Source organism: Crocosphaera sp. Alani8 (assembly GCF_038442745.1).
GTDB lineage: Bacteria > Cyanobacteriota > Cyanobacteriia > Cyanobacteriales > Microcystaceae > Crocosphaera.
This window is the reverse complement of the sequence record NZ_JARVCN010000004.1, coordinates 1-16725: the sequence shown is the minus strand read 5'-3', so window position 1 is coordinate 16725 and position 16725 is coordinate 1. Positions and strand designations below refer to the sequence as shown.

The following is a 16725-nucleotide window of genomic DNA, read 5'->3' as shown; positions in this document are numbered from 1 at the left end:
CTTGAGTCAGTGAACCAAGAATCCCCCGAATTATATTCGTGGGGAGTGTCAATAGAATAGAATCTTATGACAACTCTTTTTTCACTTATGATGGCAATTTGACTAGCTCACTTATGTCTCAGGGATATGCCTTTGAGACTTTTACGAATCAGCTAGTGAATGAAGAGTTTTATTCAAACAGTGATTTCTGAAAGGATATGAGTTTCACGCTTGACATTCCAAAAATTTCATTCATATTAGTATTTAGGGAAGAAAGTGGTCTAAACCCCATGAAAACTAGGTTTTGGCAATATAAACTTCTTGAATATGGTGGGATTATTCAAGAAATTATGAGACGGGATATGTCAATTTGTAAATTTTTTGCTAATAATAGTCTAAAGATAGCAAAAAAGCATTCTTCCCCAAACTTAAGGGAGATCCCCGTCAAGATGAGAAGATTGTGCTAGTTTAAGAAATGTTAATGATCCTTCTAGCTCAAACATCAGAGTTAGCATCTGGATCTAGGCATCACTCATTTAAAGTTGCCCACTCAGCCACGCTGATAGGCACTCTGTAGGTCGTCCCTTGTATAAGAAAATGGGACAATTATGACCTAAACTAGATAAAACAAACGTTAAGAAATCTTGTCATTGATTTCAGCTAAGCAAGAGGATTGGATTCTATGACTATTGCAGTCGGACGCGCACCACAGAGAGGATGGTTTGATGTCCTCGATGATTGGTTAAAACGCGATCGCTTCGTATTCGTAGGTTGGTCTGGGTTACTACTGTTTCCCTGCGCTTACCTCGCCCTAGGTGGCTGGTTAACCGGAACCACCTTTGTTACATCTTGGTACACCCACGGGTTGGCTAGTTCCTACCTAGAAGGATGTAACTTCTTAACCGTAGCGGTTTCTTCCCCCGCTAACGCCTTCGGACACTCCCTACTGTTCCTCTGGGGACCAGAAGCACAAGGAGATTTCACCCGTTGGTGTCAAATCGGTGGTCTATGGTCATTTGTTGCTCTTCACGGAGCTTTTGGACTGATTGGCTTCATGTTACGTCAGTTTGAAATCTCTCGTCTAGTAGGCATCCGTCCTTACAACGCCATCGCCTTTTCTGCTCCTATTGCAGTATTCGTCAGCGTATTCCTGATGTATCCTCTAGGACAGTCAAGCTGGTTCTTCGCTCCTAGCTTTGGAGTAGCAGGAATATTCCGTTTCATCCTCTTCTTACAAGGGTTCCACAACTGGACACTAAACCCCTTCCACATGATGGGAGTAGCAGGTGTATTAGGTGGAGCATTACTATGTGCTATTCACGGTGCAACAGTAGAAAACACCCTGTTTGAAGATGGTGAGCAAGCAAACACATTCCGTGCGTTTGAACCAACCCAAGCAGAAGAAACCTACTCTATGGTGACAGCAAACCGTTTCTGGTCACAGATATTCGGAATTGCTTTTTCCAACAAGCGTTGGTTACACTTCTTCATGCTATTCGTACCCGTAACAGGGTTATGGATGAGTTCAGTAGGAATTGTAGGATTAGCCTTAAACCTACGAGCTTATGACTTTGTGTCTCAGGAATTACGGGCAGCAGAAGACCCCGAATTTGAGACATTCTACACCAAAAACATTTTATTGAACGAAGGTCTAAGAGCTTGGATGGCTCCTCAAGACCAACCCCACCAAAACTTTGTATTCCCTGAGGAGGTACTGCCCCGTGGTAACGCTCTCTAATGCGTCCAGTGGTCGTGACCTGGAATCTAGCGGTTTCGCTTGGTGGTCAGGCAACGCCCGTCTGATCAACCTTTCCGGTAAACTTCTAGGCGCCCACGTCGCTCACGCTGGTTTAATCGTATTCTGGGCTGGTGCGATGACTTTGTTTGAAACCGCCCACTTTGTCCCTGAAAGGCCCATGTATGAACAGGGCTTAATCCTTCTTCCCCACATTGCTACCCTCGGTTGGGGTGTTGGCCCTGCTGGTGAAGTAATCGACACTTTCCCCTTTTTTGTTGCGGGAGTATTACACTTAATATCTTCTGCTGTTCTTGGTTTCGGTGGTATTTACCACGCCTTAAGAGGTCCTGAAACTTTAGAAGAGTATTCCAGTTTCTTCGGTTATGACTGGAAAGATAAGAACCAAATGACCAACATTATTGGTTATCACCTCATTCTCTTAGGATGTGGCGCGCTATTGTTGGTGTTCAAAGCCATGTTCTTTGGCGGTGTCTATGACACTTGGGCTCCTGGTGGCGGAGATGTGCGTGTGATTACTAACCCTACCTTAAACCCTGCAATTATTTTCGGCTATCTGCTGAAAGCACCTTTCGGGGGAGAAGGTTGGATCGTTGGTGTGGACAACATGGAAGATATCATTGGCGGCCATATTTGGGTTGGCTTAATTTGTATCTTCGGTGGTGTCTGGCATATCTTGACCAAGCCTTTCGGTTGGGCCCGTCGTGCTTTCGTCTGGTCTGGTGAAGCTTACCTTTCCTACAGTTTAGGGGCGTTATCCTTAATGGGTTTCATCGCTTCTGTAATGGTTTGGTACAATAACACCGCTTATCCCAGTGAATTCTTCGGTCCTACTGGTATGGAAGCTTCTCAATCTCAGGCATTCACCTTCTTGGTGCGTGACCAGAGAATGGGTGCTAACATTGGATCTGCTCAAGGTCCTACTGGTTTAGGTAAATATTTAATGCGTTCTCCCACTGGTGAGATCATCTTCGGTGGTGAAACCATGCGTTTCTGGGACTTCCGTGGTCCTTGGTTAGAGCCACTACGTGGACCTAACGGTTTAGATCTAGACAAGTTAAGAAATGATATTCAGCCTTGGCAGGTTCGTCGTGCTGCTGAATACATGACCCACGCACCTCTAGGTTCTTTAAACTCTGTAGGTGGAGTTATTACCGATGTTAACTCCTTTAACTACGTTTCCCCCCGTGCTTGGTTAGCCACATCTCACTTCACCCTCGGTTTCTTCTTCTTAATCGGACACCTATGGCACGCAGGACGAGCTCGTGCTGCAGCAGCCGGTTTTGAGAAGGGAATCGACCGTGAGAGCGAACCCGCACTAGCTATGCCTGATATCGACTAATATTTAGGCATAAAACTTAAAAACTCCTGCTTTTTTAGCAGGGGTTTTTTTTATTAAGAGTAAAATATGAAGCCCTGAAATACAAAAATTTATCTATCGGGATAAAACTTGATCATATAATTCAACATAACGTTGCCCTTGTAATTCTTGAGAGTATTCTTTAACAGCGATTTGACGGCAAGTTTGACTAAGACGCTCACGTAATTCTCGATCTTCTAATAATTGAACAATACCTGTCATTAAATCTTGAGGATCTTCAGGTTTAGCTAAATATCCTGTTAAATCAGGACGGACTAAATCACTAACTCCACCAATATCAAAGGAAATCATTGGAGTACCACAAGCCATACTTTCTTGTAATACTAACGGTAAATTATCAGCACGGGTTGGGAGTATGAATAAATCCGCAGCACTATAAGCCACGGATTTAAAGCGATTATAACTAAGATAGCCTAGATTTATCGATTCTATGCCCAAAGTTTGACCCAGAGCTTTGCCTCCTTGCCCTAAAGTGAGTAGGATTATTTCTGATTTTAATGAATTGGGTAACTGAGATAAAGCCTCAAATAGCAATTTTCCACCCTTGCGAGTATCGGTCATACTAGCTGCCCCAAATAATAAGACCTTTTTATCTGGGGGAATATCTAAAAATTCACGGCATTTTTTCGAGTCCAAGGGGTAATAAGTATTAAGATCAATTCCATTAGGAATATGATGAATAGAAAAGCGATTGAGCATACTCTGTTCTGCTTGTTCAGCTAACCATTTACTGGGGGTAACAATGGTTAAATTAGAACGACTATATACCCAATTTTTTAATTTCCATTCTAAATTTGTATTATCTTTTTTAATGGCTGGATATATTTTAGGATAAGGACAGTTTCCACAACCTAATTTCCAGCGTTCACAATCATAGCTATAAGAACAATGTCCTGTAAAACTCCACATATCGTGAAGGGTCCAAATAGCAGGTTTGTCATGGGTTAATGGGGCTAAGGCTAAATAGTTGAAAGTTGCCCCATGCAAGTTATGTAAATTGATTACGTCTGCTTTTTCATAAAAAGGGTGTTTTTTGATTTCAAAAGAGCCAAGATATTCTAGATAGTTAAGTCCCAAGCGACGAGTAATAGAGGCAATTTTTCCCTCGAATTTTCGTTTTCTTGGAATACCTTTCACTAGTTCATCTTCTGTGGTTACTCTCTCCACTAACAAGCAAGAATCGATGGCTTGATTCAATAATGCTTGATGCAGATTATAACCAGCGATCGCTGCCCCTCCAGATAGATCAGATTGGTTAATATGTAAAATTTTCATATGAATTTTATTGTTTAAAAATTGATCCTTTTAAAAATTTTATTAATACTTTAATTAAATTTTTAATACCTTTACTAGAAGGCTTTAATCTTAAAGACCAAATAGCTAAAGTTAAGGAAGGTTTGTATAAATTTTTATTCACAAGTTTCTGACTATAAACATAACTTGCTTTACTGAGAACTTGATTTAATTCTGCTTTAATGGCTTTACGATCTTGAGGATTAGTGACTCTAGAATGGATAAGCTTGGCAGCTTCTAATGTATCTGTCACAAATTCCCCTGTAAAAGTCAAACGACTCGATTCTGATGCCTCATGAAGACGAAAGGAACTGAGTGGTTGATTAATATAAGATATCTTAACCGATGCGGCTAATCTAGTCCACATCTCCCAATCAGGAGCAAATACAAAATCACTGGTAAACCCTCCTAATTTTTCGTATGCTGTGCGACAAACCACAATTCCTGGTGTTCTAATAACATTGTGGGCTGCTAAAACTCGTAGCGCATTGTTTAGCAAACCATCAGACTCTTGAAGGGATGGTGAAACCCCTATTTTTTTACCCTTTTCATTAATGAATAAGGATTTTGCAATCACTACTGACGGCTCGTAAGTTTCAATGGTATTACGATAGATTTGATAGAAGTTAGAGTGAACTAGATCATCATCACTTAAAATGTGAATCCAATTACCAGAAGCTCTTTGAATACAGGTGTTCCAGTTGGCATAAATACCAACATTCTCAGGTTGATGATAGAAATTGACTCTTCCTTTCCCCACTTCTTGAACAATTTTTTCTATCTCTTGATAGTTAGGGGAGTGATCATCCACAACTTCTATTTGCATTTCATCTTCATCAATATTTTGATCAAGTAGGGATTTTATAACTTCTCCTAAATATTGAGTTCTTTTATAACTGGTAATCATTACTGACCAAAAGGGCCGTGATTTCGGTGTTGTTATGGTCGAAATTGCCGGGTATTTGAGTTTTGTATTCATGATTTAAATTAATTAAAGAAACTCAGGATTTGGGGAATTCTTCAGTTTGACATTTTTTTACTAAATTATCCCTTCTAGCTCAAGATCCTCGATCATCTGCATCCCTCTGGTATCACCAACCCGCAATAAAGCACTTTTAGCATCTTCTTTCACGCTATAATCTTCGTCTTCTACTAACGCCTCAATTAGAGCATCAATAGCTGTGGCGTAAACTACGTTCGATGGGAGTTCTCGACAAAGTTGCCCGATGGCCCAAGCACAGTTACCTCGTACCGCTGCCACCGAATCTCGTCTCAATCCTTCAATCAGAGGAGGCATAGTGGCGATTGTGTCTTCGTATTCTCGTTTAGCAATTTGGGCGAGGCTACTGGCAGCCCAAAGACGTACCGCAGAAATATCCGTTCTCAAGGCATGGGTTAAAGGTTGAATACTGCTGCGATCGCTCCCATTGCCTAAAGCCCAGACAATGCCTTTACGGACGTATCCGTTCCAATCTCTCTCTAATGAGTCAATTAGGGCAGATATAGCTTCAGGACTGGTATTTCTTCCCAGAGCGTAGGCTGCGCTAACCCTTACTAAAGGGCAAATATCGTCTAGTAGTTGGATCAGTAGAGGAATCGATCTAGGGTCTTCTAGTTCGCAAAACACCCTCGCTGCCAGCATTCTTTGTGATGGATCTTCATCACTCAATTTTGGCAACATTTCCTCCGGATCAGCACTAGGAACCTCTAAATCTATGGTTTCTAGGCGATCCAAGGGATCATCTAATTGCTCTATACTCTCTATTACGCTGAGGTCGTCGTCGGTTTGCATAGTCGTCAGAATAGCTCTTAACTATTTAAGCAGGTTTCTTGTCTCTTGTCTTATTTTGTTGCTAGTAAACACTAAGAATTGTTGGTAATCTACTTTTTATATAAGTTTATGTTATCTTATTTGCTTTAATTATTTATTTTACTCACTTACACTTGCTTTTTTAAGACTTTTAATAAATAGTCTATTTTACCTTAATTTGCTAATATTTAGCGATATTTGCAAATAAGGCATTTTTGTGATATGGTAATCATGGTATATATTAGAGCGAAGCTATATCCAAATTATGACCATAAGGGTTCGTGATAGGTATTTTTTCGTCGAAAAGTAAAACTTTGTAAATTAATCTAAAGCAAGCTTGAGTTTAGTTAAATAATAAGGTCTAAAAAGAAAAGTGACATATTGGTACGATGGTCGTCTATGGGAAGAAGACAAAATCCATTTATCTATCGATGATCCAGGTTTAAAATACGGTGCAACAGTTTTTACAACACTGAGGGTTTATCAACAGTTATTAGAGCATCCTTTAACCCAATGGGAAGCTCATCGTAGCCGTCTCCAGACTAGTTTACGACATTTGGGTTGGTGTTTACCCAATTGGGAAAAAATAGCCAAAGGAGCAAACTATTTAATAGAAACTTATCCTGTTTTAAGAATAACCATTTTTCCCGATGGCAGAGAATGGATTACAGGTCGTAGTTTACCGAAAAATTTGGTCACATTACAACAGCAAGGGGTCAAAGGATGGGTAGCCAATGATGATCTATTTCAACGCAGTTTAAAAGCCCATAAAACAGGAAATTATTTAGGAGCTTATCTAGCTTTACAAAAAGCAAGAAATTTGGGATTTAAAGAGGCCATATTAATTGATTCACAAGATAATTGGCTCGAAACAACTACAGGGAATCTTTGGGGATGGAAAGAGGGAAAATGGTATACACCTGCTTTAGAAGTTGGTATTCTACCAGGTATTGGACGATGGCAGTTACTCCAGTGGTTAGGTCAAAAAAATATTAAAGTAGAGGAAAATCAATGGAGTTCTTCCTGGGTTAAATCTCTAGAAACCGTTGCTTATACCAACAGTGTTATAGAGGTTATTCCTTTTTCTTCCATTGACTGTAATGGAGAGCTACTAACCTTTGATGTCTTTAAACAATCCTTACAAATATTGTCTCAATATTACAACTGTAAATAAGTTATCAGTTATCCGTTTCTTTGACATCAGAAGAGGAGCGAAAAATCCACCAACTGGCCAAACAAAGAGTACAATTGCCTATAACCGTTAAAGACGCTTGTAGGGTTACTAACCAGTCCAAAGAGGGTGCATTATCAAAAAAATGCCAAGTACAAGCACACATCGCACTAATCAAAGCCGGTAACATTCCCCAAGATAGCGATCGCCAATACAATTTATCACTAACTTGGGCATAAGTCCAAACCAATAAAATAGCGACTGTCCATTCGATGACACTAGAAACATGAACCATCCAAGTTGGAATTGAAAGTACATTCATAACTCGATTGTTAACTTTATTTCTCTAATAATTTATCAACTTTTTCTTGCAGAAGTAAAGAAATTAAAGACTTAAATAAAAATAAACTAAAAAGTCCTGCTACACTAAAACAAATTAAAGCAAACTTAACATAAACCGTTGTCATTAATATGGAAGCCGATAATAAAATAAATCCAGTTAAAGAAGCGTAAATTAAACTTTTTATGCCTAAATTAATACGTTTTAGCTCTCTTTCACTTTCCAAAGCACGAATTCTAAACTTTAACTCTCCTCTATCTATCCTTGTCTCTATGCCTCTTAAAGAATTCTCGAACACATTTGGTTGAGCTAAGGTACTTTTAATCATCTCCTTAGCCTGTCTGACTATAACTGTCACTGCACTTCCCCCACTACCACGTAAAGCCAAGTTTTTCACAAAAGGTTGACTAGCTGCCAATAGATTATATTTAGGATCTAAAGCTCTTGCAATACCATCTAATGTGGTCAAAGATTTAAGAATAAATGTCATTTGTGGTGGCAAACGAAACGGTTGACTTTTAAACATCAAATATACTTCGTCGCTTACTTGCTCAAAAGCACGAACATCTACAGGTTTATCGCGAAAATTATCCAATAAAAAAGAGATGATTCGCTTAACAGGTTTCATATCATTAAGAGGTTCAATTAATCCCATATAAACCAAGTTATCCACCACTGTGTCCGTATCCTTTTTTAAGACAGCAAAAAACACCTCGATCATCTGATCTTTAGCAAAGGTTTTAACCTCAGCCATAGTACCAAAATCATAAAAAATAAGTTCTCCCCTTTGACTGACAGCCATGTTACCCGGGTGAGGATCGGACTGAAAAAATCCATCGATCAATAATTGTTTTAAATAAGAACAGATTCCCAACTGAATGATACTATCTAGATTAATATTATTCTCTTCCAATGTTGCTCTATCATCTACTTTTATTCCTGGCAAATATTCCAAAGTTAATATTTTTCTTGTACTGCACTTCCAATAAACTTTAGGAACTTTTATTTGAGAATAACCTCTAAAGTTATGGCGAAATCTATCTGCATTTTTACCTTCGTTAACATAATCAATTTCTTGGAATAAAAGTTCAAAAAATTCTTTATGTACTTCCTCTAAGTTGTATTTCTTAAAAGCTTTAAAATATCGATTCATAATAGAGATTAAACGACGAATAACCTCAAAGTCTAAATTAAAAATTCTTTCTAAACCTGGTCGTTGTACTTTAACAACAACTTCCTTACCTGTATATAATTTTGCCCGATGAACTTGTCCTAAGCTTGCTGATGCTAAAGGTTCTATTTCAAAACTGTCAAATAAATCATCAATAGGTTGACCTAACTCTGCTTCAATAACAGCGATCGCTTCTTCAGAATTAAAAGGAGGAACATTGTCTTGAAGTTGACTTAATTCTTTAATATATTCTAAGGGGATTAGATCAGCACGGGTGGATAGAGACTGACCTATTTTAATAAATGTTGGTCCCAGTTGTAGCAGATTTTTAACCAGCCATTCCGCTCTTTTTTTTCTTTGTCTTGAGCTATTATTTCTTAATAATTTATCCCATAATAAAAAGAATGAAAATTTAAATGTAAATAGGGATACCTCCCACTGACGACTAATAGGAGAATATCGAGAATGTTGCCAGCGCAGTGATTGATAAGAACCGCGTTTTGTGAGCATACAACCTTTAAATTAGGATGAGGATAATGATTGAGGAAGAACCAATCTAAATACAATTTTACAATGTTTAGGGTTTTCTGTGGGAAGACGCTGGACGCTAATTTTTCCTTGAAGGAGTTCAACTAAATCCTTAACAATATACAATCCGACTCCAATACCTGGAACACCGCTATCTATAACACTTTGTTCCCGATAGAAAGGTTTAAAAAACTCATCTTTGTTATCCGTGCAATCGTATTCACTAAGATTGGATACAGTCATAACAATGGGGAAATCTTCGTCCTCATTATTTCTGTTTACCTCCAAGGTAATAAGTGAGTTAGAAAGGGAAAATTTGTTGGCATTTGTTAATAGTTCTTCAACAATTTTACTTAAATGTTGAATATCTGTTTCTACTAATTGTTGTGGTTCTATGTTAAAGTTGGTATTTAGTTTAAGATTATTTTTTGAATTTTCTTGCCACTTATCTTGCACAGAGTTAGTAATATTTTTAAGTAGCTCAACTAAGTTAGTAGAGACTAAATTATAATTGAGGTAGTGGGGTTTTAAATATTTGAGTTGTAATATTTTATCGTTGATATTGTTAAGCTTATTCCACTCTTGTTCTAACATTGTTACTCTGTGTTTAAACTGTTCGGGAGATAACTCCCTATTGCGCAAATCAGTAATACCCATTTTAATGTTAGTTAGAGGATTACGAGTTTGGTCACTCATGATAGTAATCATATTGTAAATAACTTTTTTATTCCACTCTATTTCTTTATCTAATCGATTTCTTGTACCTTCCCACCAAAGTCTTAGAATTGGATTCTCTTCTAACAATTCAGGTATGTTACTGAGGGAAAAAGAGGAATCTCTTTTAAGGTGTCTTTCGTCAATCATTGTGCTTACTTCACTTATATAACAAGCAATGCTCACAATATTCATAATCTTTTTTAGTTTTGTTTTGTCTTGATTATTCCACGGATAAGGATTAGATTTACCCAAGATAATAACGCCATTTGTCTTTTCTTTAAATTTCGTGCTTATTCCAAGTAAAGATTTTATTCCTAGATTCTCGAAAAAAGGTAATTTATTTTGATATTTTTTATTGTCTAAGTCGCTTATATATTTAATTTTTGATTCGCCTTTAAATTCTTGTATCCACGGAATTTGTATGAGATTAGAAAGTTGATTTTGGGAGTCTATCAACCTATATGTACCAGAATCGTTCCAAGTATAAAAGTGTTTTGAATTACTGAAACCAACAACTATTATGCAAAAATCAACTAAAAACTTATCTGTAATAATTCGAGTTATATTTTCTAAAGTACCATCATAATCAGAGGTAGTGACAATTTCGTTAATTAAATACTGTTCGATTGTATAGTCTGTTGAAAAGTTGGACATTGTACTAATAGCATCTGATTTATAAACAATTACATCGTTTCATCACAAGTTAGAAGACTTTTGTCTAATTTAAAATTTAAAAAGACAAGAATCTTATCATCAGTTTCAATTTACATTTGAACTAAGAAAAAACTTATGCAATTGCAATGCAATAAGTCACCCATATACACTCATCATCAGGAATAGTGTGAGATTCTTCAACAGTAAATCCACTTAAACTAATGCAAAGAAATATAAAGGTTTATATTTGGAACCTAAAGTCCTAAATCAACTGCGATGCGATGGCTACAAGCAAACCCAGAAAACGCCACAGCATTGAGTCCTTGACCTGGAAAGGTGCTATCTCCGACGCAGTATAGTCCAGGGATAACCGTACGATTAAACGGCATCCCTAACAGTCCGGGTAGCTTATGACTAGGAATCGGTCCGTAGGTTCCATCGTTTCTTCCTAAAAAGCGTCGGTGAGTACGAGGTGTTCCAATTTCTTGATAGTCTAAACTATCAACTAATCCGGGAAAAATACTTTCTAACCGTCTAATTAAACGAGTGGCTGCCTCTTCTTTTTTATAATTATATTCTTGGTTAGATAGTCCTTCCCATTCTTGGATGTAACTGGGTGTAAAAGTATGAATAATATGGCGGTTTTCGGGGGCTAAACTAGAATCTAGTAAAGTGGGAATCGATACAAAAATGGTTCCCTGTTCATCTTCAATATTCTCCCATTGCTCCAAAAGGATATGATGACACTCTGTTCCTATAGGCAAAATATCAGATTTAACGCCTAAATGCAAGCTGAGAAAACTAGGAGATTTTTCATAACGCTGTTGCCATTTTTCCTCTTTTCTGGGTATCTCATTTTTAGGGAGTAGATTTTCAAAGGTATCCCAACGGGTAGCATTAGAGACAATTCGTTTTGCTCGATATTCTTTTCCATCAGCTAATTCTACTCCTACAGCCCTACCCTTTTCCATTAAAATATTAGTAACACGGGCTTTATACTGAATTTTTCCTCCAAATTTTTCTAATCCCTTCGCTAATTTTTGAGCAATAGTTCCTACACCCCCTTTGGGATAATTGATCCCTCCATAATGCCGATCTGAAAAGACCATTCCAGCATTGATCATTGGGGTTTTCTCTGCAGGAACCACCGACCAACAATAACACTCCATATCAATGAATTTGAGAAGCTCTGGATCACTAATATGACGACGGGCAATATCTCCTACATTTTGGGGTAAATATTTAACTAAGCCTAAACAAGCTAAGGGGTGCTGGAAAAACACTCTCATCAGGTATCTTGGTTCTTCTAAGGAAAGTAATTCCATAGCATTAAGACAATTAAAAACTCGCCAGCACTCATCATAAAAGCGACGAATGCCTATCTTTTCATGAGGAAATATGGCAGTTAGTTCCTCAAGAAAGTTATCGTAATCTTTGTGTACTTTTAGCTCTAAATTATTGGGTAGATGGTAATGTATTTGTACAGGATCAGGAATAGTATCTATCTCCATATCAACCGCATCTAAAGCACGGGTTAAAAGGTTAGTTGTTCCTTCTGTCCCGAAACCAAAAATCATCGATGCACCCACATCAAAACAATAACCTTTTCTCTCAAAATAACCGGCACTTCCCCCAGGAATTAAATACTTTTCTAGGACTAATACTTTAGCTCCTTTTGTAGCGAGTTGGGTGGCCGTCACTAACCCTCCCATTCCCGACCCAATAACAATAACATCGTAGTCTTGTGTTGCGATCGCCGTTCCTGTGCCAGTCATATTTGATTACAATTTCTTAACATTTCTAGTTTATCAGTTATTCGCTCACCCTCTGCTCATCCTTTGACGGAGCGGTATTGGGAAACAGGTAAATAAGACCAGAGACTAAAGTTAAGAGGACAGATAGCCAAAATACAGCGACAGAAATGGGTTCCCAAAGTGGAGGTAACGGAGCAATTAATAGGGAAATAGCTGTTATCTGGGTAACGGTTTTCAATTTTCCCCAAATATTTGCCCCCTGAATAGTAGTCTTTCCGGTTAAATTTGGGTTAATACGCCATCCAGCGATCGCAATTTCTCGGCCTAAAATCAAAAACACCCCCCAGGGTGGAACTTGTTGCAGAGCAATTAAACTCAAAAGAGGTGCAACCACCAATAATTTATCCACCAGAGGGTCGAGAAATTTGCCCAATTCGGTCACTTGATCTAACTTTCTGGCTAAATAACCATCCACCCAGTCTGTTGAGGCTGCAAGGAGGAAAATAACCAGGCTAATCCAACGATGAGAAGGGGTAGGACTTGCGAGGAAATAAAAAAGAAAAGGAAGTCCTAATAAACGGGAAAGGGTGATCCAATTAGGTAGATTCATGATTAAAATTTCAACTATTGCTTAATTTTCAACGCTTGCTCGATTTGTTCATACAAAGCATTCAAAGTAGAAGAATTATCAAGAACAACGTGAGCTTGATCTATTTTTTCTTGAAGGGGTAATTGACTGCTAATACGGGCCATCGCTGTTTCTTCTTTAAGATTATTTCTAGCCATTAGTCGTTGTAGTTGTTGTTCATAAGAACAAGAAACAACCCAAATTTCTGTTACTAAGTAGGTTAACTTTGATTCAAATAGCAAAGGAATATCCAGGACAATAATTTTATCTTGGCAGTTTTCCATCTCTTGCTGAAATCTCTGTCTTACGTATGGGTGTATTTTATTTTCTAACCATTGTTTCTCTTTCAAATTATTAAAAACAATGTCACCTAACTTTTTACGATTTAATTCGCCATTCTGAAAACAAATTTTTGATCCGTAGCGTTGTTTAATAGTTTCTAAAATAGGAGAGTTTTTGTCAACTGCTTCTTTAGCATAACTATCAGCATCCAACACTGGAATCTGGCAAACAGTATTTAAATAAGAAGAAACAGTTGTTTTTCCTGTGCTGATTCCTCCTGTTAAGCCAATAATTTTTTTTAATTGTTCATTCATGGGAAAAACTAAAATAAGCATGGGGTTTTCAGGAAATATCTGAAAAATTTGCTAAACTTCAGATATTGCAGAAAGTCAAAAAAGATTATGAAACCGTTAATCTGTCCTAAGTGCGGGGGAAATTTAGAACCTGTTATGTATGAGATTATCGAAGTGGATCGTTGTTGTCAATGTAACGGTATTTGGTTTGATTCTTCAGAAGCAGAAAACTTGAAAAACCTTAGAGGTTCAGAAAAAATCGATATTGGCCAGCTAGATAACGAAAACCAAAAAGAAGTCTTAGACAGCCATATTCCTTGTCCCCGTTGCAATACCCCCATGGTCAAAATGTTCGATTTTGATAAACATCCAATTTGGTATGAAACCTGTCCTAACTGTCAAGGTATTTGGTTTGATGCGGGGGAATTCAAAAAATTTAAGGATAATTTTTCCCAACCGAAAATGTTATCTCAAGCTTGGAATATGTTGCGCCTGAGAAAATAAATCTAATTATATCTTCAACAATAACTGACACAGCCTTATGATCAACTTTAAGGCCGTCGTGAGGAAAGTTGGAAATACTAATTAAAGGCGATACTAACAAATTTCCTGTAGTACCGCCTTTGTTTTACCAATAATTGAATTTTGCTCTTGTCACTAAATTCTCTAACTCCCTGATCACACTGACCTTACCACATACCAGGAATAGGTTCAGGAGGGGGTGCAATCTCAACTGTATTCTGCTCTAGAGGAGGTAAACTTACGTCAGGACGTTCCCAACTGATATTTGTCCGTACTACTTCGGGAACTTCTCTTAAATCTAAACGAGATACCCAATAGGGACGAGCGTAAGCTTGTTGAGAGCGATAGTAGGAACGCTTATCACCAACGATAACGAACTCACCGTCAACAACTTTCATAATAACATCGGAACCAGCCACTAAGTTTGGCCATAAATGAGGCATTTGAGCAGTTACACGCCAAACGTCCCGTTCTCCGGTGGTAAAGCCCACGTCATAATTGACTCTAACATGAGCATCTTGTTGAATACCAGCAGAAATAATTTGGATTTGAGCTACATCTCCAGTAACGCCGCGAATGCGACCGATGATATAATCATCAAATTTAAAGTCTAACCAGTCTTGACGGTAAACATTGATAGGATCTTCTAGTTCGTGGCCAGCCAATTGACTGATGAGAACTTCTTTTTGAGCAGGTTCTGCTTGAGCAGGAGAAATTCCCAATAGGGATAAGCCAAGAGCTAATCCAGCTAACATATGTGAGTGTTTCATAAACACGATGACCTCACTCCAACCTAATTAGGTAAACTATTTATTGACACCTTTTAGGATAATTGAGTTCCTCAGAAAAGTGGGGAAATTTTAATTATCCTTTTATAAGTGTCAAAATGTCGACAGTGTTTTGCTGCTTCAGGGTGGTTGTAAGCTGGCGAAACCAGTGAGTCACAGCACTAAGATAGGTGTTTGTGAAGAGACTGAGGGAATTTTCTATCTTAGAGATATCTTCATTGACAGTTTCTTCTACTTGCGCAGGTTCTGATGATTCCTCCAGGGTGGTGGTTTCAGTCGAATCATTAATAGGTTCGTCTGGGGTTTCTATTTCTTGGGGAAACTCATCTAAAGCTTCTGGTTCTAGGTTTTCCTTTTCTTCTGTAATAGTTGGGGAACTAGGAATATTTGCTGGTTCGGTGGCAGATTCCTGAGTTTCTTCTAAGATTTCAGAAGATTCTTCGGTTTCGATGGTTTCAGGGACAACATTTTCTTCACTGGTTGCTGTTTCTTCGATATATGTGTAGTTTGCATCAACAAGAGAACGGCCTATATCTACTGAAAGTTCTCCCCGTGTCAGTTTCGAGAGGGTATCTTGTCCATCCGGTTGATAACTAATAACTCTCACTGTATCGTTGAAAATGTTACTAACTTCCTGTCCTTGTTCATCGATAAATTCTAACTGAACCCAATTTTCCCCTGGTTCAAACCCCTTTAAATAGATAGGTTGCCAAGTATCGATTAAAAAGCTTTCCCCGTTGATGGTAGCTTTAACCCGCCAATCCACGATATCATCATCGGGATCACTTTGAGCGACAAAATGTAAGGGAGCGTTAGTCAGATAAAAATCTAACATAATCGGTTCGGTCCCGTAACTTCCTTGAGGACGACTATAGGTCAACAGGGGAACCGAAGAGGAAGGCGCGTTGTCTTCTGTTTCTGTAAACACGCTAAAAGTTACTTGTGCGTAGGCCCCCTCGTTCTTAAAACTTTCGTACCAGGGACGGGAGGCAAACGCTCTAATGGTGTGGGTTCCTGGAGCTAAATCCTCTAAAATAATTGGTTCATCCAGATCATAGATAGCTTGAGAGGGTTCATTGTCCACAAGCAGTTCTACATGGGGTCCGAGTTCCAGACTTTCCTCTTTAAAGAGGGGATAACCCTCCACTTGTAGTTCTACCGCAACAGAGGTTTCTGAGAACATTTGCTGAGGTTTGGGACTGAGGATAGTTACTTGAGGATTGTATTGGGCTAAAATTTCTTTTAGTTCTTGGATCGCAGTTGGGGGAGCAACTTCTGTTAACTTATCAGTGCTGACAGGGACAGGACTAGATTTTGGGATAGGGGAAGATGCTTCTAGGCTATCGCTACATCCCCATAACCCCCAACCGAAAAGGATTATTAATAGTAAACTCGATAGAAACTTGATTAATGGCGATCGCTGATTTAACCCAAACACTGCTTATTCTCCTATGATGGCAACATCGATCTATATTTGACTATATCAGTTATCGGCTATGAGTTTTTTAGTCTCCCAGTCTTTTCACATTCGGAGGTGATGATTTGCTAAAATCTATTTTACTTCTATTATTTTTATTTTCATGAAATATTATTTAGTTTATAGTCAACGAAGCTTCTCAAAAAGTCTGGGGGGACTCGCCGAAAGTTAGGGGACAAAG

15 protein-coding genes are annotated in these 16725 nt (G+C 38.3%); 4 read left to right on the top strand and 11 right to left on the bottom strand.

Annotated features, from left to right (window positions below; translation table 11 throughout):
• Positions 1 to 661 precede the first annotated feature (661 nt).
• Together psbD and psbC are read left to right on the top strand one after the other, a co-directional pair.
• A complete protein-coding gene (gene psbD / locus P9B04_RS00295; protein WP_342052974.1) occupies positions 662 to 1717 on the top strand; it encodes a photosystem II D2 protein (photosystem q(a) protein) in 1056 nt (351 codons plus the stop codon).
• Positions 1701 to 3077 (top strand): photosystem II reaction center protein CP43, encoded by a 1377-nt coding sequence (gene psbC, locus P9B04_RS00290; RefSeq protein WP_342052994.1) that lies wholly within the window; start codon positions 1701 to 1703, stop codon positions 3075 to 3077. The genes psbD and psbC overlap by 17 nt, the downstream gene beginning before the upstream one ends.
• 93 nt (positions 3078 to 3170) lie before the next feature.
• Here the strand turns inward: psbC and P9B04_RS00285 are convergent, their stop codons facing one another.
• From P9B04_RS00285 to P9B04_RS00275, 3 genes are read right to left on the bottom strand one after another with little or no spacing between them, the layout of a single operon-like run.
• Positions 3171 to 4391: a glycosyltransferase family 4 protein gene (locus P9B04_RS00285; RefSeq protein ID WP_342052993.1), complete on the bottom strand. Its 1221-nt coding sequence runs from the start codon at positions 4389 to 4391 to the stop codon at positions 3171 to 3173.
• Positions 4392 to 4398: 7 nt separating this feature from the next.
• The gene (locus P9B04_RS00280) at positions 4399 to 5388 is read right to left on the bottom strand and encodes a glycosyltransferase family 2 protein (protein ID WP_342052992.1); all 990 of its coding nucleotides are present in this window, start codon (positions 5386 to 5388) and stop codon (positions 4399 to 4401) included.
• Between the two features lie 60 nt (positions 5389 to 5448).
• Positions 5449 to 6201, bottom strand: coding sequence for a HEAT repeat domain-containing protein (locus tag P9B04_RS00275; protein ID WP_342052991.1), 753 nt, complete (start codon positions 6199 to 6201; stop codon positions 5449 to 5451).
• Positions 6202 to 6592: 391 nt separating this feature from the next.
• On the opposite strand from P9B04_RS00275, the gene P9B04_RS00270 reads away from it, so the two are divergent.
• Positions 6593 to 7393: an aminotransferase class IV gene (locus tag P9B04_RS00270; RefSeq protein ID WP_342052990.1), complete on the top strand. Its 801-nt coding sequence runs from the start codon at positions 6593 to 6595 to the stop codon at positions 7391 to 7393.
• Positions 7394 to 7397: 4 nt separating this feature from the next.
• Here the strand turns inward: P9B04_RS00270 and P9B04_RS00265 are convergent, their stop codons facing one another.
• The 6 genes from P9B04_RS00265 to coaE form a co-directional block, all read right to left on the bottom strand.
• On the bottom strand, positions 7398 to 7712 hold the full coding sequence (locus P9B04_RS00265; RefSeq protein WP_342052989.1) for a DUF2499 domain-containing protein: 315 nt from the start codon (positions 7710 to 7712) through the stop codon (positions 7398 to 7400).
• Positions 7713 to 7728: 16 nt separating this feature from the next.
• Positions 7729 to 9411: an ABC1 kinase family protein gene (locus P9B04_RS00260; protein ID WP_342052988.1), complete on the bottom strand. Its 1683-nt coding sequence runs from the start codon at positions 9409 to 9411 to the stop codon at positions 7729 to 7731.
• 12 nt (positions 9412 to 9423) lie between these two features.
• Positions 9424 to 10800, bottom strand: coding sequence for a GAF domain-containing sensor histidine kinase (locus P9B04_RS00255; RefSeq protein ID WP_342052987.1), 1377 nt, complete (start codon positions 10798 to 10800; stop codon positions 9424 to 9426).
• Between the two features lie 254 nt (positions 10801 to 11054).
• Positions 11055 to 12575, bottom strand: coding sequence for a carotenoid isomerase (crtH, locus tag P9B04_RS00250; protein ID WP_342052986.1), 1521 nt, complete (start codon positions 12573 to 12575; stop codon positions 11055 to 11057).
• A 37-nt stretch (positions 12576 to 12612) separates the two neighbouring features.
• On the bottom strand, positions 12613 to 13164 hold the full coding sequence (gene pgsA, locus P9B04_RS00245) for a CDP-diacylglycerol--glycerol-3-phosphate 3-phosphatidyltransferase (protein WP_342052985.1): 552 nt from the start codon (positions 13162 to 13164) through the stop codon (positions 12613 to 12615).
• Between the two features lie 14 nt (positions 13165 to 13178).
• Positions 13179 to 13778, bottom strand: coding sequence for a dephospho-CoA kinase (coaE, locus tag P9B04_RS00240; RefSeq protein WP_342052995.1), 600 nt, complete (start codon positions 13776 to 13778; stop codon positions 13179 to 13181).
• A gap of 87 nt (positions 13779 to 13865) precedes the next feature.
• On the opposite strand from coaE, the gene P9B04_RS00235 reads away from it, so the two are divergent.
• Positions 13866 to 14261 (top strand): zf-TFIIB domain-containing protein, encoded by a 396-nt coding sequence (locus tag P9B04_RS00235; RefSeq protein ID WP_342052984.1) that lies wholly within the window; start codon positions 13866 to 13868, stop codon positions 14259 to 14261.
• Positions 14262 to 14446: 185 nt separating this feature from the next.
• Here the strand turns inward: P9B04_RS00235 and P9B04_RS00230 are convergent, their stop codons facing one another.
• Positions 14447 to 15049, bottom strand: coding sequence for a hypothetical protein (locus tag P9B04_RS00230; protein WP_342052983.1), 603 nt, complete (start codon positions 15047 to 15049; stop codon positions 14447 to 14449).
• Between the two features lie 94 nt (positions 15050 to 15143).
• The gene (locus tag P9B04_RS00225; RefSeq protein ID WP_342052982.1) at positions 15144 to 16505 is read right to left on the bottom strand and encodes a hypothetical protein; all 1362 of its coding nucleotides are present in this window, start codon (positions 16503 to 16505) and stop codon (positions 15144 to 15146) included.
• Positions 16506 to 16725: the final 220 nt, after the last annotated feature.

Excerpts from the sequence above, each read along its gene's own strand:
- P9B04_RS00235 (WP_342052984.1), top strand. The coding sequence starts at position 13,866 with ATGAAACCGTTAATCTGTCCTAAGTGCGGGGGAAATTTAGAACCTGTT.
- P9B04_RS00265 (WP_342052989.1), bottom strand. The coding sequence starts at position 7,712 with ATGAATGTACTTTCAATTCCAACTTGGATGGTTCATGTTTCTAGTGTC.
- coaE (WP_342052995.1), bottom strand. The coding sequence starts at position 13,778 with ATGAATGAACAATTAAAAAAAATTATTGGCTTAACAGGAGGAATCAGC.
- P9B04_RS00260 (WP_342052988.1), bottom strand. The coding sequence starts at position 9,411 with ATGCTCACAAAACGCGGTTCTTATCAATCACTGCGCTGGCAACATTCT.
- P9B04_RS00280 (WP_342052992.1), bottom strand. The coding sequence starts at position 5,388 with ATGAATACAAAACTCAAATACCCGGCAATTTCGACCATAACAACACCG.
- pgsA (WP_342052985.1), bottom strand. The coding sequence starts at position 13,164 with ATGAATCTACCTAATTGGATCACCCTTTCCCGTTTATTAGGACTTCCT.
- P9B04_RS00275 (WP_342052991.1), bottom strand. The coding sequence starts at position 6,201 with ATGCAAACCGACGACGACCTCAGCGTAATAGAGAGTATAGAGCAATTA.
- P9B04_RS00255 (WP_342052987.1), bottom strand. The coding sequence starts at position 10,800 with ATGTCCAACTTTTCAACAGACTATACAATCGAACAGTATTTAATTAAC.
- P9B04_RS00230 (WP_342052983.1), bottom strand. The coding sequence starts at position 15,049 with ATGAAACACTCACATATGTTAGCTGGATTAGCTCTTGGCTTATCCCTA.
- psbD (WP_342052974.1), top strand. The coding sequence starts at position 662 with ATGACTATTGCAGTCGGACGCGCACCACAGAGAGGATGGTTTGATGTC.
- P9B04_RS00285 (WP_342052993.1), bottom strand. The coding sequence starts at position 4,391 with ATGAAAATTTTACATATTAACCAATCTGATCTATCTGGAGGGGCAGCG.
- crtH (WP_342052986.1), bottom strand. The coding sequence starts at position 12,575 with ATGACTGGCACAGGAACGGCGATCGCAACACAAGACTACGATGTTATT.